General features: G+C 73.0%; 12 protein-coding genes. 7 read left to right on the forward strand and 5 right to left on the reverse strand.

What is annotated here, in order from left to right; translation table 11 throughout:
• Positions 1-127: 127 nt before the first annotated feature.
• Both argF and ACLBYG_RS16185 read right to left on the reverse strand, forming a co-directional pair.
• Positions 128-1,108 carry an ornithine carbamoyltransferase gene (argF, locus tag ACLBYG_RS16180; RefSeq protein ID WP_447682071.1) on the reverse strand — a complete coding sequence of 327 codons (981 nt, stop codon included), beginning with the start codon at positions 1,106-1,108 and terminating at the stop codon, positions 128-130.
• 168 nt (positions 1,109-1,276) lie between these two features.
• On the reverse strand, positions 1,277-2,467 hold the full coding sequence (locus ACLBYG_RS16185) for an acetylornithine transaminase (protein WP_447682072.1): 1,191 nt from the start codon (positions 2,465-2,467) through the stop codon (positions 1,277-1,279).
• Positions 2,468-2,794: 327 nt separating this feature from the next.
• Here ACLBYG_RS16185 and ACLBYG_RS16190 point away from each other — a divergent pair, with 327 nt between their 5' ends.
• From ACLBYG_RS16190 to ACLBYG_RS16215, 6 genes are all read left to right on the forward strand, one after another.
• The gene (locus ACLBYG_RS16190; protein ID WP_020094162.1) at positions 2,795-3,268 is read left to right on the forward strand and encodes a RidA family protein; all 474 of its coding nucleotides are present in this window, start codon (positions 2,795-2,797) and stop codon (positions 3,266-3,268) included.
• 2 nt (positions 3,269-3,270) lie between these two features.
• The gene (locus ACLBYG_RS16195) at positions 3,271-4,020 is read left to right on the forward strand and encodes a glycerophosphodiester phosphodiesterase family protein (RefSeq protein ID WP_447682073.1); all 750 of its coding nucleotides are present in this window, start codon (positions 3,271-3,273) and stop codon (positions 4,018-4,020) included.
• 42 nt (positions 4,021-4,062) lie between these two features.
• Positions 4,063-4,497 carry a lysozyme inhibitor LprI family protein gene (locus ACLBYG_RS16200; RefSeq protein ID WP_447682074.1) on the forward strand — a complete coding sequence of 145 codons (435 nt, stop codon included), beginning with the start codon at positions 4,063-4,065 and terminating at the stop codon, positions 4,495-4,497.
• 175 nt (positions 4,498-4,672) lie between these two features.
• Positions 4,673-5,950 (forward strand): GNAT family N-acetyltransferase, encoded by a 1,278-nt coding sequence (locus tag ACLBYG_RS16205; RefSeq protein WP_447682075.1) that lies wholly within the window; start codon positions 4,673-4,675, stop codon positions 5,948-5,950.
• Positions 5,947-7,107 carry a M20 aminoacylase family protein gene (locus ACLBYG_RS16210; protein WP_447682076.1) on the forward strand — a complete coding sequence of 387 codons (1,161 nt, stop codon included), beginning with the start codon at positions 5,947-5,949 and terminating at the stop codon, positions 7,105-7,107. The genes ACLBYG_RS16205 and ACLBYG_RS16210 overlap by 4 nt, the downstream gene beginning before the upstream one ends.
• A gap of 470 nt (positions 7,108-7,577) precedes the next feature.
• The gene (locus tag ACLBYG_RS16215) at positions 7,578-8,168 is read left to right on the forward strand and encodes a PAS domain-containing protein (protein WP_020094157.1); all 591 of its coding nucleotides are present in this window, start codon (positions 7,578-7,580) and stop codon (positions 8,166-8,168) included.
• Between the two features lie 49 nt (positions 8,169-8,217).
• Here ACLBYG_RS16215 and ACLBYG_RS16220 read toward each other — a convergent pair whose 3' ends face one another.
• From ACLBYG_RS16220 to modC, 3 genes are all read right to left on the reverse strand, one after another.
• Positions 8,218-9,855: a TadG family pilus assembly protein gene (locus ACLBYG_RS16220; RefSeq protein WP_091927085.1), complete on the reverse strand. Its 1,638-nt coding sequence runs from the start codon at positions 9,853-9,855 to the stop codon at positions 8,218-8,220.
• Positions 9,852-10,292, reverse strand: coding sequence for a TadE family protein (locus ACLBYG_RS16225; protein ID WP_234082799.1), 441 nt, complete (start codon positions 10,290-10,292; stop codon positions 9,852-9,854). Before ACLBYG_RS16225 ends, ACLBYG_RS16220 begins: the two co-directional genes overlap by 4 nt.
• A gap of 178 nt (positions 10,293-10,470) precedes the next feature.
• Complete coding sequence (gene modC, locus ACLBYG_RS16230; RefSeq protein ID WP_447682077.1) at positions 10,471-11,574, reverse strand: molybdenum ABC transporter ATP-binding protein; 1,104 nt, start codon at positions 11,572-11,574, stop codon at positions 10,471-10,473.
• Positions 11,575-11,636: 62 nt separating this feature from the next.
• On the opposite strand from modC, the gene ACLBYG_RS16235 reads away from it, so the two are divergent.
• Positions 11,637-12,293 carry a glutathione S-transferase gene (locus ACLBYG_RS16235; RefSeq protein WP_447682078.1) on the forward strand — a complete coding sequence of 219 codons (657 nt, stop codon included), beginning with the start codon at positions 11,637-11,639 and terminating at the stop codon, positions 12,291-12,293.
• Positions 12,294-12,313 lie beyond the last annotated feature (20 nt).

A 12,313-nucleotide genomic window follows, 5' to 3' on the forward strand; every position in this document is an offset into this window, starting at 1 on the left:
TCCGTTCGTCGCCGGGATGCCGCCTTCCGGCGGCCGTGATGGGGAGACGGGCAGCACGGGCCGCCCGCTCACGCCTATATGGTGCGCCGACCCCGCGAGCGCGAGGCCGGACAGTATGAGTGCGGGATCAGAGCCCGCTGGCGCCGAGGCACCAGGCCAGGATGCCCTTCTGCGCGTGCAGGCGGTTCTCGGCCTCGTCGAACACCACGGAGCGCGGGCCGTCCATCACCTCGGCCGTCACCTCCTCGCCGCGGTGGGCCGGGAGGCAGTGCATGAAGATCGCGCCCGGATTCGCCGCCGCCATCAGCTTGTCGTTGACCTGATAGGGGCTGAGCAGATTGTGGCGGTGCGCCTCGTCGTCGTCGCCCATCGACACCCAGCAATCGGTGACCACGGCATCGACGCCGTCGACGGCCGCGAAGGCGTCGGTGGTGACGTGGATGTCGGCACCCTCCTGCTGCGCCCAGGCGAGGAGCGCCGGCGGCGGCGCGAGCTCCGGCGGGCTCGCGATGTTCAGGGTGAAGTCGAACCGGGCGGCGGCGTGGACCCAGCTCGCCAGCACGTTGTTCGCGTCGCCCGACCACGCGACCTTGCGGCCGCGGATCGGCCCGCGATGCTCCTCGAAGGTCAGCACGTCGGCCATGATCTGGCACGGGTGCGAGACCTTGGTCAGGGCGTTGATCACCGGGACGGTGGCGTACTCGGCCAGCTCCAGCATCTGACCGTGGTCGAGGATGCGGATCATGATCGCGTCGACGAAGCGCGAGAGCACCTGCGCGGTGTCGCCGATGGTCTCGCCGCGGCCGAGCTGCATCTCGGAGCCGGTGAGCATCAGGGTCTCGCCGCCGAGCTCGCGCATCGCCACGTCGAAGGAGACGCGGGTGCGGGTCGAGGGCCGGTCGAACACCATGGCCAGGGTCTTGCCGATGAGCGGGCGCTCGGCCGCCAGCTCGCCCTTGCGGCGGCGCGCCTTGATGGCGGCGCTGGCATCGAGGACTCGGCGCAGCTCCGCACCGGAGAAATCCTTGAGGTCGAGGAAATGACGAGGGCCGGCACCGTTCAGGTGCCTGGCCGGGGCCTGTGCCCGGCCGTCAATCTGGGCTTTCATCGCGTCACAATCACTAGAGTCTGCTCACCGATCACCTGATCATGAACCGCACTCTACCTCCTGGCAGGGGCATCTCCGTCACGCGCGGCGGGATCGACCGCGCCCGGAAATGCTTCGGGCCGCCCTCCGGGGTCCGGGGGGCGGTGTTCTCAATCGCGCGGATCGATCCTACTCGGCCGCGCCGCGCACGGCCTCGAAGCCGGACGCCGCCGCGTCCAGGCGGCGGACCGCCTCGTCGATCTCGGCCTCGCCGATGGTCAGCGGCGGCAGCAGGCGGACGATGTTGTCGCCCGCCGGGATCACCAGCAGGTGCGCGTCCCGCGCGGCGGCGGCGAAGTCCGTGTTCGGCACGCCGAGCTTGAGGCCGAGCATCAGCCCCTCGCCGCGGATCTCCTGGATGACGTGCGGGTGGCGGTCGCGCAGGGCCGCGAGCTTCTGCTTGAGCAGCAGGCCGGAGCGGGCGACGCGCGCGAGGAAGCCCTCCTCGAGCACGACGTCCAGCACGGCGTTGCCCACCGCCATGGCGAGCGGGTTGCCGCCGAAGGTGGTGCCGTGCGTGCCGGCGGTCATGCCGCGCGCGGCCTCGCGAGTCGCGAGGCAGGCGCCCAGCGGGAAGCCGCCGCCGATGCCCTTGGCGACGCTCATGATGTCCGGGGTGATGCCGGACCACTCGTGCGCGAACAGCCGCCCGGTGCGGCCGACGCCGGTCTGGACCTCGTCCATGATCAGGAGGAGGCCGTTGGCGTCGCAGATCTCGCGCAGCCGGCGCAGGTCCGCGTGGGGGATCTCCCGCACGCCGCCCTCGCCCTGGATCGGCTCGATCATCAGCGCCGCCGTCTCCGGCCCGATCACCGCCTCCAGCGCCGCCCAGTCGCCGGCCAGGACCTGGTCGAAGCCCTCGACCTTCGGACCGAAACCCTCGATGTACTTCTGCTGGCCGCCGGCCGCGAGCGTCGCCAGCGTCCGCCCGTGGAAGGCGCCCGCGAAGGTGACGATCCGGTAGCGCTCCGGCTGCCCGCCGGCCGCGTGGTACTTGCGGGCGATCTTGATCGCCGCCTCGTTCGCCTCGGCGCCCGAGTTGCAGAAGAACACCACGTCCGCGAAGGTCGCGTCGACGAGGCGCTGCCCGAGGCGCTCGCCGCCCGGGATCTGGAACAGGTTCGAGGTGTGCCAGATCTTGCCCGCCTGCTCGGTCAGCGCGCCGACGAGGTGCGGGTGCGCGTGGCCGAGGCCGTTCACCGCGATGCCGGCGCCGAAGTCGAGATATCGCTCCCCACCCTCCGTCACGAGCCAGGCGCCCTCGCCGCGCTCGAAAGCGAGCGGCGCGCGGACGTAGGTCGGCAGAAGGGCTGACGTCACGGGTCCCATCTCCGTTTCACGCAGGATCCCGGAGCGAGCGTTGAGCCGGCTCCAAATGAAAGTGCCGCCTCAGTCCTGGGCGGCACGCGCGCGATTACTATGAAAGAGCCGGCGCCTGTCAACGTTTCAGTGCCCGGCAGGCCCGACGGGCAGCCCTGCGCGCGGCACCGATAGAGCCGATCCTGACGGCAAATCTGCGGCGGTCCCGTCCCGGATCACCGGAGAATCGCGGGACCGCGATCCCGGCCTTCGCGGCGGCGGCCCTTGCGCCGCGGGGGGCGGCCGTGCTCCTGCTCCCGCGGATTCGCAGGAACCTGGGAGAACCCGATGAGCTCGATCAAGGAACGCCTGGCGGCGCTGGGCCTGACGCTGCCGAAGGCGGCGGCGCCGGTCGCCAACTATGTGCCGTTCGTGCGCGCCGGCAACCTCGTGGTGATCTCCGGCCAGGTCTGCTTCGGCGCGGACGGCGCCATCGCGGCCGAGCACAAGGGCAAGGTCGGCGGCAACGTCTCGGCCGAGGCCGGCAAGGCGGCCGCGCGCCTCTGCGCCCTCAACGTGCTCGCCCAGCTCGAGGCCGCGGTGGGCGACCTCGACCGCGCGGTGGTCCAGTGCGTGCGGCTCGGCGGCTTCATCAACGCGGCGCCGGGCTTCTCGGCCGTGGCCGGGGTGATGAACGGCGCCTCCGACCTGATGGTCGAGCTGCTCGCCGACCGCGGGCGCCACGCCCGCTCCACCGTCGGCGTGGCCGAGCTGCCCCTCGACGCCGCCGTCGAGGTCGAGGCGATGTTCGAGGTCCGCTGACGGTGGCCGCCCCCGACTGGCTCACCGCGCGGCCGATCGCCCATCGCGGCCTGCACGACCGCGCGGCGGGCCGGCCGGAGAACACGCTGGCAGCGGCCCGGGCGGCCGTCGCGGGCGGCTTCGCCATCGAGTGCGACGTCCAGCTCAGCGCCGACGGCGAGGCGATGGTCTTCCACGACGCCGCGCTCGGGCGCCTGACCGGGGCGAGTGCGGCTCTGGCCGACCGGTCGGCCGCCGAACTCGGGACGCTCGCCGTCGCCGGGTCCGCGGAGACGATCCCGACGCTGCCGGCCTTCCTGGCGGCGGTGGCCGGGGCGGTGCCGGTGGTGATCGAGGTGAAGTCCCGCTACGACGGCGACCTGCGGCTCGCGACCCGCGCCGCCGAAGTGGCCGCTGCCTATGACGGGCCGGTGGCGCTGAAATCCTTCGACCCGCAGGTGGTCGCGGCCCTGCGCGGCCTCTGCCCCGCCGCGATCCCGCGGGGCATCGTGGCGGAGACGACGCAGGACGACCCGGTCTACGCGGCCCTGACCCCCTCGCTCCGCCGGTCCCTCTCCGACCTGCTGCACCTCGCCGAGACGCGGCCCGACTTCCTGTCCTGGCGGGTGGACGACCTGCCCTGCGCGCCGACCTACCTCTGCCGGCTGCTCGGTCAGATCCCCGTCATGACCTGGACGGTCCGGAATGCGGAGCAGCGCGCCCGCGCGGCCGCGCACGCGGACCAGATGGTGTTCGAGGGCTTCGCCCCGTAAATTTTCCTACGCCCTGTCCGATTCTGTCCGACCAAGATCGCCATGACCGCTTCGAGTGACGCCCGCGCCCGCTTCGCGCGGCTCTGCGGGGGCCTCGCCCTCACCGCCACCCTGCTCTCCCCGGCGCCCGCTCCGGCGGCCGACCCGTGCGCGGGCACGACCCAGGCGGATCTCAACGCCTGCGCGGCTGCCGATTACCGGGCCGCCGACACGGCGCTGAACGCCGTCTACGGGCAGCTGATGAAGAAGATCGGCCCGAAGACGAAGGACGCCCTGCGGGGCGCCCAGAAGGCCTGGCTGTCGTACCGGGACGCGACCTGCTTCCTCGAGACCATGGGTCTCGACGGGGGCTCGGCCTACGCGATGGAGTACAACGGCTGCCTGAAGGGGCTGACCGACGCGCGGATCAAGGTCCTGAAGGGATACCTCAACTGCAAGGCGGACGACGTGTCGTGCGTCGGCCGCCTCGGCGAGTGAGCGCGGGCCGCGACGGCGCCGTCCGGTTCGGAGCGCGCGCGTCGACGCGCGCCGTCCTGGAGGCCGCGCGAAAGCGCGGGGCGGGTGACGTCGGCGGCCGTCTGACAACGCTGCCATGGTCGCCGCGCGCATCCGCCCGCTTGCCCCCGGCCGGTCAGGGGCTAGAGTCCGGCCCATGAAGCAAGCACCCGGGCCGACGCCGGAGACCGCCGCACTGACCGTGCGGGCGCTTCCCGGATTGAAGGAGATCGGCGCGGCGGAATGGGATGCCTGCGCCTTCTCGCCCGAGACCCTGGCGGCGGGCGACGAGACCCACAACCCCTTCCTGTCGCACGCTTTCCTGTCGGCGCTGGAGGATTCGGGCTGCGTCTCGCGCAGGACCGGCTGGCTGCCGCTCCACGTCTCGGTCGAGCGCGACGGCGTCCGCCTCGGCGTCGCGCCCTGCTACCTGAAATCGCACAGCCAGGGCGAGTACGTCTTCGACCACGGCTGGGCCGACGCCTACGAGCGGGCCGGCGGCGCCTACTACCCCAAGCTCCAGGTCAGCGTGCCGTTCACGCCGGTGACCGGGCCGCGCTTCCTGATCGCCCCGGGGGCCGATCCCGACGAGGCCACGGCCGGCCTCGTCGCGGGCCTGCGGGCCCTGCGGGGCGAGACCAAGGCCTCCTCGATCCACGTCACCTTCATGCGCGAGGCGGAGTGGGAGCGGGCCGGCGCGGCCGGCTTCCTGCAGCGCACCGACCAGCAGTTCCACTGGCAGAACGACGGCTACGCGACCTTCGACGACTTCCTGTCCGCCCTCGCCTCCCGCAAGCGCAAGACCATCCGCAAGGAGCGCCGCGACGCCCTGGCGCCCGGCATCACCGTGGAACACCTGACCGGCGCGGACATCACCGAGGCCCACTGGGACGCGTTCTACGCCTTCTACATGGACACGGGCTCGCGGAAGTGGGGGCGGCCCTACCTCAACCGCCGGTTCTTCTCGCTCCTGTCCGAGCGCATGGCCGACCGGGTGCTCCTCGTGATGGCGAAGCGCGGGGACGCCTACATCGCGGGGGCGATCAACCTCATCGGCGATACCGCGCTCTACGGGCGCAACTGGGGCTGCATCGAGGACCACCCCTTCCTGCATTTCGAGATCTGCTACTATCAGGCGATCGACTTCGCGATCGCCCGGGGCCTGAAGCGGGTCGAGGCGGGTGCCCAGGGCGAGCACAAGCTCGCCCGCGGCTACCGGCCGGTCCTGATGCACTCGGCCCACGACATCGCCGACCCGGCGCTGCGCCGCGCGGTGGCCGATTACTTGCAGCGGGAGCGCGCCCACGTCGCCGAGGCGGTCGACGTCCTCGACACGCTGACGCCGTTCCGGCGCGCGGACGCGGGCGACGCCCGCGCGACACCCCCCGACGCCTCGTCCCCCAACACCTCCCCCCCCGAGAGTTCCGAGTCATGAGCCCGATCGACCGCATCAAGACCTACGCCGACGAGCTGACGGCCCTGCGCCGCGACCTGCACGCCCATCCGGAGCTCGGCTTCGAGGAGGTCCGGACGGCCGGCATCGTGGCCGACCTCCTCGAGACGTTCGGCTGCGAGGTGCATCGCGGCGTCGGCGGCACCGGGGTGGTGGGCCTGCTCAAGGGCCGCACCGACAACGGCAAGCGCATCGGCCTGCGCGCCGACATGGACGCCCTTCCGATCGTGGAGGAGACCAACCTCCCCTATCGCTCGACCTACGCGGGCAAGATGCACGCCTGCGGCCATGACGGGCACACCACGATGCTGCTGGGGGCGGCGCGCTACCTCGCCGAGACCCGCGATTTCGACGGCACCGCGGTGTTCGTGTTCCAGCCGGCCGAGGAGGGCCGCGGCGGCGCCCGGGCCATGCTGAAGGACGGCCTGTTCGAGCGCTTCCCCTGCGACGAGATCTACGGCCTGCACAACCAGCCCGGCGGCGGCCACGGCATGATCAAGCTCCGGCCGGGGCCGATCATGGCGGCGGCGGACTTCTTCGACATCCACATCCGCGGCAAGGGCATCCACGCCGCCCAGCCGCACCGGGGCGTCGACCCGATCATCATCGCCACCGGCCTCGCCCAGGCGCTCCAGTCGATCGTGTCGCGCAACGCCGACCCACTGAAGTCCATCGTCCTGTCGATCACCCGGATCGAGGCGGGCTCCGCCTACAACGTGATCCCCGAGACGGCCCATCTCGCCGGCACGATCCGCACCTTCGACAAGGAGATCCGGGCGCTCGCCGGAACCCGCATGCGCGAGCTGGCGGCCGGCTTCGGCGCGGCCTACGGCGCCGAGGTCACGGTCGACCTGCAGGACGTGTTCTCCGTCCTGGAGAACGCCCCCGCGCAGGCGGCCGCCGCCACGGAGGTCGCCACCGAGCTCCTGGGCGCCGACAAGGTCGAGTCGAACGTCGTGCCCAAGATGGGCAGCGAGGACTTCGCCGACATGACCATGGCGGTCCCCGGCGCCTATGTCTGGCTCGGCGCCAATCCGGGGCCCGGCCTGCACAATGCCGGCTACAACTTCGACGACTCGATCATCCCGATCGGTAGCGCCTTCCTGGCGCGGATGGTCGAGCGCCGCACCGCGGCCTGACGCCGGGCGCCGTCCCCGCCCTCCGGGACTTTCCGGATGGCGGGCGCTGTCGCCGCGCGAGCCCGTCCGGCCGTCGACAGCGCGGCCGGCCGGTGCGAATCCTGACGGAACTCGCCCGCGAGCCAACGCGGGCCACGAAGGGAGGGCGCCATGTCACCGGAGATGCGGGAATCGCGCGCGGCGCTCATCCTGCTCGCCGCCTCGGTGGGGGCGGTCCTGATTTTCGGCGCCTTCACGCTGCTCACACAGCTCGGCTGAGGCGCGACCGCGATTGCAACCTGAGCGGGTCGATCCCGGCCCCGATCGGCGCGGCCCGGCGGCCCGACGATCGGGATTCCGCCGTCCGCGCAGGGGAATGCCGTTGATGCTTCACGGGCTATCGAGTTGAGTTAACTGCTCATTAATTCCATCAGCGGTTGTATGTCTCCGACGAAGGCGGGCACGGTGCGCGCTGGAACCGGAGTTCGCCCATGATGGCCGACGCAATCCAGGGCCCCCGCCCTCGGCCGGTCGACCTCTCGGCCGCCCTCGACGCCTCCGGGATCATCGGCGCGTGGTCGTGGTCGCCGCGCGCCGAGCGGTGCGTCCTCGATGCCGGCGCCGCCGAGGTGCTGGCCGGGGATGCCGGGCTCGCCGGGCGCCCCCTCCCGCTCTCGGTCGCCAAGGCCTGCGTCCATCCCGAGGATCGGCCGGCCGTGGTGCGGCAGTTCAAGGCTCTGCGCGAGCGCGGCGGCCTGTTCGTGGCCGAGTACCGGACGCTGTCGCCCTCGGGGCAGGTCCGCCGGATCCTCGATCGCGGCCGGATCCCGCCGGGCGCGTCGAGCCGGCGCCTCGGGCACGGTGTCATCATCGACGTGACCGACGAGCCGTCGGCGACGCGCGCGATGCCCGAGCCCGCGGACGCGCTCACCCAGGCGGTCGACCGCGCTCTCGAATGCCGCGACGCCCTGGAGGGGGTGGCGGATTCCGAGCTTCAACTCCTGATCGACATGCTGCTGCTGCACCTCGGACGGCGCATCGCCAAGGCCTCCACGACCGGTGCGCGCCGCGGCGGCCACTGAGCGGGGCTGCCGCGTCCTGTCGGGGCTCTGCCGGGCCGTCCGGCCCGGCTCACTGCACCAGCACGGCCTGGTTGCAGAGGGTGCCGTCGACCTCGAGGTCGGCGTAGCCCAGACGCAGGCCGAGGCTGCGCAGGACGGTGTCGAGCACGAGGTCGACACCCGGCGTCACGGTGCCCAGGGCGGTCGTCAGGGTCGACTGGATCAGCGGCGGCACGCCGACATCGCCGACGCTCAGCACGAGATTGCGCAGCAGGCTGCCGGTGAGCGACTGGGTCAGGTTGCCCGAGGCGACCGTGCGCACCGTGTGGTTGGCGATGTCCGCGTCCGAGAACACGAGGGTCTGCGACCCGGTGCCGAGCGTCGCCAGGGCGCGCCCGGAGACGGTGATCCCGAGCACCGTGACCAGGGGCGCGGGCTGCGACAGGTCGGGGCTCGCGCTGCCCCCGTTGATCGCGGTGCGCGGCACCTGCGCGATCGCCAGCGTCGCCAGTCCCGTCTGCGCGTCGAGGGTGACCTTGCGTCCGCCGGACCCGGCGCAGCTGAGCGACCGCAGGGTCGCCTGCGCCGGTGCCACCTCCGCGTAGACCGGCAGGGTGATGGTTCCGAGCCCGAGCGCCGTGACGGTGGTCTCGATCAGCAGCCGGGTCTGCGCCGTCTGCACGGTGGCGTTCCGGCTGCCCGGCCGGACCCAGCCGGAGCTGCGCTTGCGCTCTCCGATCGCCAGGGTCAGGCGGGTCGAGAGCAGGCCGGGCACCGTGGCTCCGAGATCGATCGCCACCTGATTCTGGCCATTCGCCAGGGAGGCGGCCGCGCCCAGCAGGTTCAGCACGTTGAGCGAGGGGCCGGCGAAGCCCCGCGGCGGCGCCAGCGCGGCGGCGTCGCCGAGCCCGTCCACCTGGCCGATCGCGACGAGGTTTCCGGCATTCGGCAGGGCGTTGAGGATCCCCGACAGGGCCGACACCGCGCTGCCGTTGTCCGCCGCGGCGACCCGGAGCGCCATCAGCATCTGACCGACGCTGGCATTCGCCTGAACGATGTCGGTGTAGTTCGCGGCCTGCATGTTGAGGCTCGCCCCGAGGGCGTCGAGGACGCGCAGCCCGTCGACGCGGGCGCTGGCCAGGGCATCGTAGTCGCTGACGCTGAGCGACAGCTTGGCGCCGAGCAGCGCGCCGAGCAGGGCGTTGGCGATGCCGCCGTCGAGCTTCAGCGTGCCGGACCCGATCGTGAAGGCGGCGAATTGCGCGCTCGCGGCGGTGCCGGTCACCCGCAGCGGCACCGCGGCGGGCAGGCCGATCGCCCGGCCGAAGGTCACCGGGACCGAGGTCGCGAGGCCGACCCGCACCGCGTTCGCCGGGCTGCCGCCGGCGCTGAACCGGCCGCCCGGGGCGACGCCCTTGGTGCTCGCGTCGTAGCTGCCGGGCGCGACCGTGGCGGTCGCCGCGCCGTAGCCGTTGTCGCCGAGGGAGCGGCGGGCGACCGTGTCGGCCTGGCTCGGATCGACGGCCGCCAGCATGGCGGCGATGTCCACCGCCCCCTGCGCCTTGCGCCGCGCCTGGAAGACCAGGCCGAGATCGATCCCGACCGCACCCGCCCCCATCAGCATCGCGCTGCCGAGCGCCACCAGGATCGCGACGTTGCCGCCACGCGCGGCCCCGAAGCGGCGCAGGCGCCCGCCCCGGCCGATCACAGGCCGCCCTTCCGGACGCTGACGGTGCTGCGCAGCACGGTCGGGAGCATCGGCAGCAGGCGCGCGAAGGCGTTGATGCCGAGCGTGTTGGCGTCGAGGGTGACGGTGACCGTGTACACCGTCGCGTCGCTGGGATCCGGCCCGACCTGCACGACGATGCTGCCCGGCCGGAACATCGCGCCGGCGCTCAGGCTCCGGTTCACCATGGACTGGGCGAGGTTCGCGCGCTCGGCATCCGTGACGCCGGCCACGGAGGCGCGGGCCGCCTCGGCGGCGATCTGGCGGAGGTTGTGGGCGGCGCCGAGGCAGATCCCGAACACCGCGATCCCGGCGAAGAGCAGGAACAGCACGGGTGCCACGAGGGCGAACTCCACCGCGGAACTGCCGCGCCGGCAGGTCCATCCGTTCGGCGCGCTCCGCCGGCGCAAGCGCCGCATGCCCATCGCATCGCCCTCCGCGACTCGCGCAGCACGACCACTGCACGATCCATCGTGGCGGCGATGTTCTAACTAATGGTTGTTTTGATGCTCAATTTTACAACCAAAGCGAGTGGTTCGCGTCCCGGGTGCGCCTTCCGGGCTCGACCGGCTCGTCGCACCGAGCCGCGTCGCGGTCTCAGATCGCCCGCGGAGGCCACAGCAGGCCGATCCCCGCCGGATCGAAGGACGCGCTCTTGACGATGGCGTGGACCTCGCGCCCCGGGGCGAGGCCGAGTTCGCGGACGGCCGCGCCGGTCACGCGCGCCACGAGACGGGCGCCGTTGCAGTCGATCTCCACCGCCGTCTCGGCGCCCGCGGCCGTCAGGCCGCAGATCCGGCCGGCCAGCACGTTGCGGGCGCTGAGGCCGCGGGGAGGCTCGGTGGCGACGAGCACGTCGCGGGCGGGGATGCGCACCCGCAGCCGCGTCCCGGCCGGGCGCGACAGGCCCGGCACCAGCAGGCTCCCGGCGGCGCCCGTCAGGCGCGTGAGGCCGGTGGCGGCGTCGAGGGCCTCGACGACCATGTCGAGGAGCGCGCCGGCCTCGGCCTCGTGGATCGGCACGAGATCGGCGCGGCGCAGGATCGTCTCCGCGGGGCCGGCGGCGGCCACCCGCCCGGCCTCCAGCACGATCACCGTGTTGGCGAGCCGGGCCACCTCGGAGACGGCGTGGCTGACGTAGAGGATCGGCACGCCGGCCTCGTCGCGCAGGCGCTCGATGTAGGGAAGGATCTCGGCCTTGCGGGCCTCGTCCAGGGCCGCGAGGGGCTCGTCCATCAGCAGGAGGCGCGGCCTCGCCAGCAGCGCTCGGCCGATCGCCACCCGCTGGCGCTCGCCGCCCGAGAGACCGGCGGGCCGCCGGTCGAGGAGATGGTCGATGCCGAGCATGTCGGTCACGGCCGCGAAGGCCGCCGGGTCGGCGCGGCGCCGCGCGAAGACCCGGCCGTAGCCGAGATTGGTCCGGACGCTGAGATGCGGGAACAGCCGCGCGTCCTGGAACACCACGCCGACCTGGCGCCGGTGCGACGGCAGCACCAGGCCGGACGCGGTGTCGACCCACGGGGTGCCGCCGACGACGATCCGGCCCCGGTCCGGCCGCGCGAGGCCGGCGATCAGGTCGATCAGCGTGGTCTTCCCCGAGCCCGAGCGCCCGAACAGGGCGGTCAGCCCCGGCCCGGCCTCGAAGGCGGCCGCGAGCGCGAAGGTGCCGCGCCGGAGCTGGACGTCGACCTGGATGCTCACGCGGACAGACTCGCGTAACAGGAGCCCCGGCGCGTCCCGGCGCCGGCCCGGACTTGCCCGCGATGATCACGGTCCACCACCTCGAGAACAGCCGCTCGCAGCGCGTGCTCTGGCTGCTGGAGGAACTGGAGCTGCCCTACCGCGTGATCCGCCACGCCCGCGACCCGCGGACCCTGCGCGCGCCCGCCGAACTCCTGGCCGTCCACCCGCTGGGCAAGGCGCCGGTGATCACCGACGGCGGGACGGTGGTCGCCGAGACCGGCGCGATCGTCGCCTACCTGACGGATCTGGCCGGCGCGCGGCTGGTGCCCGGGCCCGGGACGGAGGAGCGGCGCCGCTACGTCTACTGGTCGCACTACGCCGAGGGCTCGGCGATGCCGCCGCTGCTGCTGAAGCTGGTCTTCGGGCGGCTGGCGCCGGGCAGTCCCTGGCCGCTGCGGCCCCTCGTCCGGCGGATCGCCGACACGGTGCTGCGGGGCTTCGTCGATCCGGACCTGCGCCGGCACGCGGCCTTCTGGGAGGCGGAACTCGCCGGCCGCCCGTATTTCTGCGGCGCCGATTTCACCGCGGCCGACATCCTGATGAGCTTCCCGCTGGAGGCCTTCGCGGCGCGCGGCACGGGCGCGGGCCCGCGCGTCGTGGACTGGCTCGCGCGCATCCATGCCCGTCCGGCCTACCAGAGGGCGCTGCAGCAGGGCGGGCCCTACGCGTATGCCTGAGCGGGCGTCCCGCCCCGGAT

The sequence above is a fragment of the Methylobacterium sp. D53M genome (assembly GCF_053345625.1).

Bases quoted from the DNA above. Each gene is read 5' to 3' on its own strand.
- argF (WP_447682071.1), bottom strand. From the start codon at position 1,108: ATGAAAGCCCAGATTGACGGCCGGGCACAGGCCCCGGCCAGGCACCTG.
- ACLBYG_RS16190 (WP_020094162.1), top strand. From the start codon at position 2,795: ATGAGCTCGATCAAGGAACGCCTGGCGGCGCTGGGCCTGACGCTGCCG.
- ACLBYG_RS16200 (WP_447682074.1), top strand. From the start codon at position 4,063: ATGACCGCTTCGAGTGACGCCCGCGCCCGCTTCGCGCGGCTCTGCGGG.
- ACLBYG_RS16205 (WP_447682075.1), top strand. From the start codon at position 4,673: ATGAAGCAAGCACCCGGGCCGACGCCGGAGACCGCCGCACTGACCGTG.
- ACLBYG_RS16210 (WP_447682076.1), top strand. From the start codon at position 5,947: ATGAGCCCGATCGACCGCATCAAGACCTACGCCGACGAGCTGACGGCC.
- ACLBYG_RS16215 (WP_020094157.1), top strand. From the start codon at position 7,578: ATGATGGCCGACGCAATCCAGGGCCCCCGCCCTCGGCCGGTCGACCTC.
- ACLBYG_RS16225 (WP_234082799.1), bottom strand. From the start codon at position 10,292: ATGCGGCGCTTGCGCCGGCGGAGCGCGCCGAACGGATGGACCTGCCGG.
- ACLBYG_RS16235 (WP_447682078.1), top strand. From the start codon at position 11,637: ATGATCACGGTCCACCACCTCGAGAACAGCCGCTCGCAGCGCGTGCTC.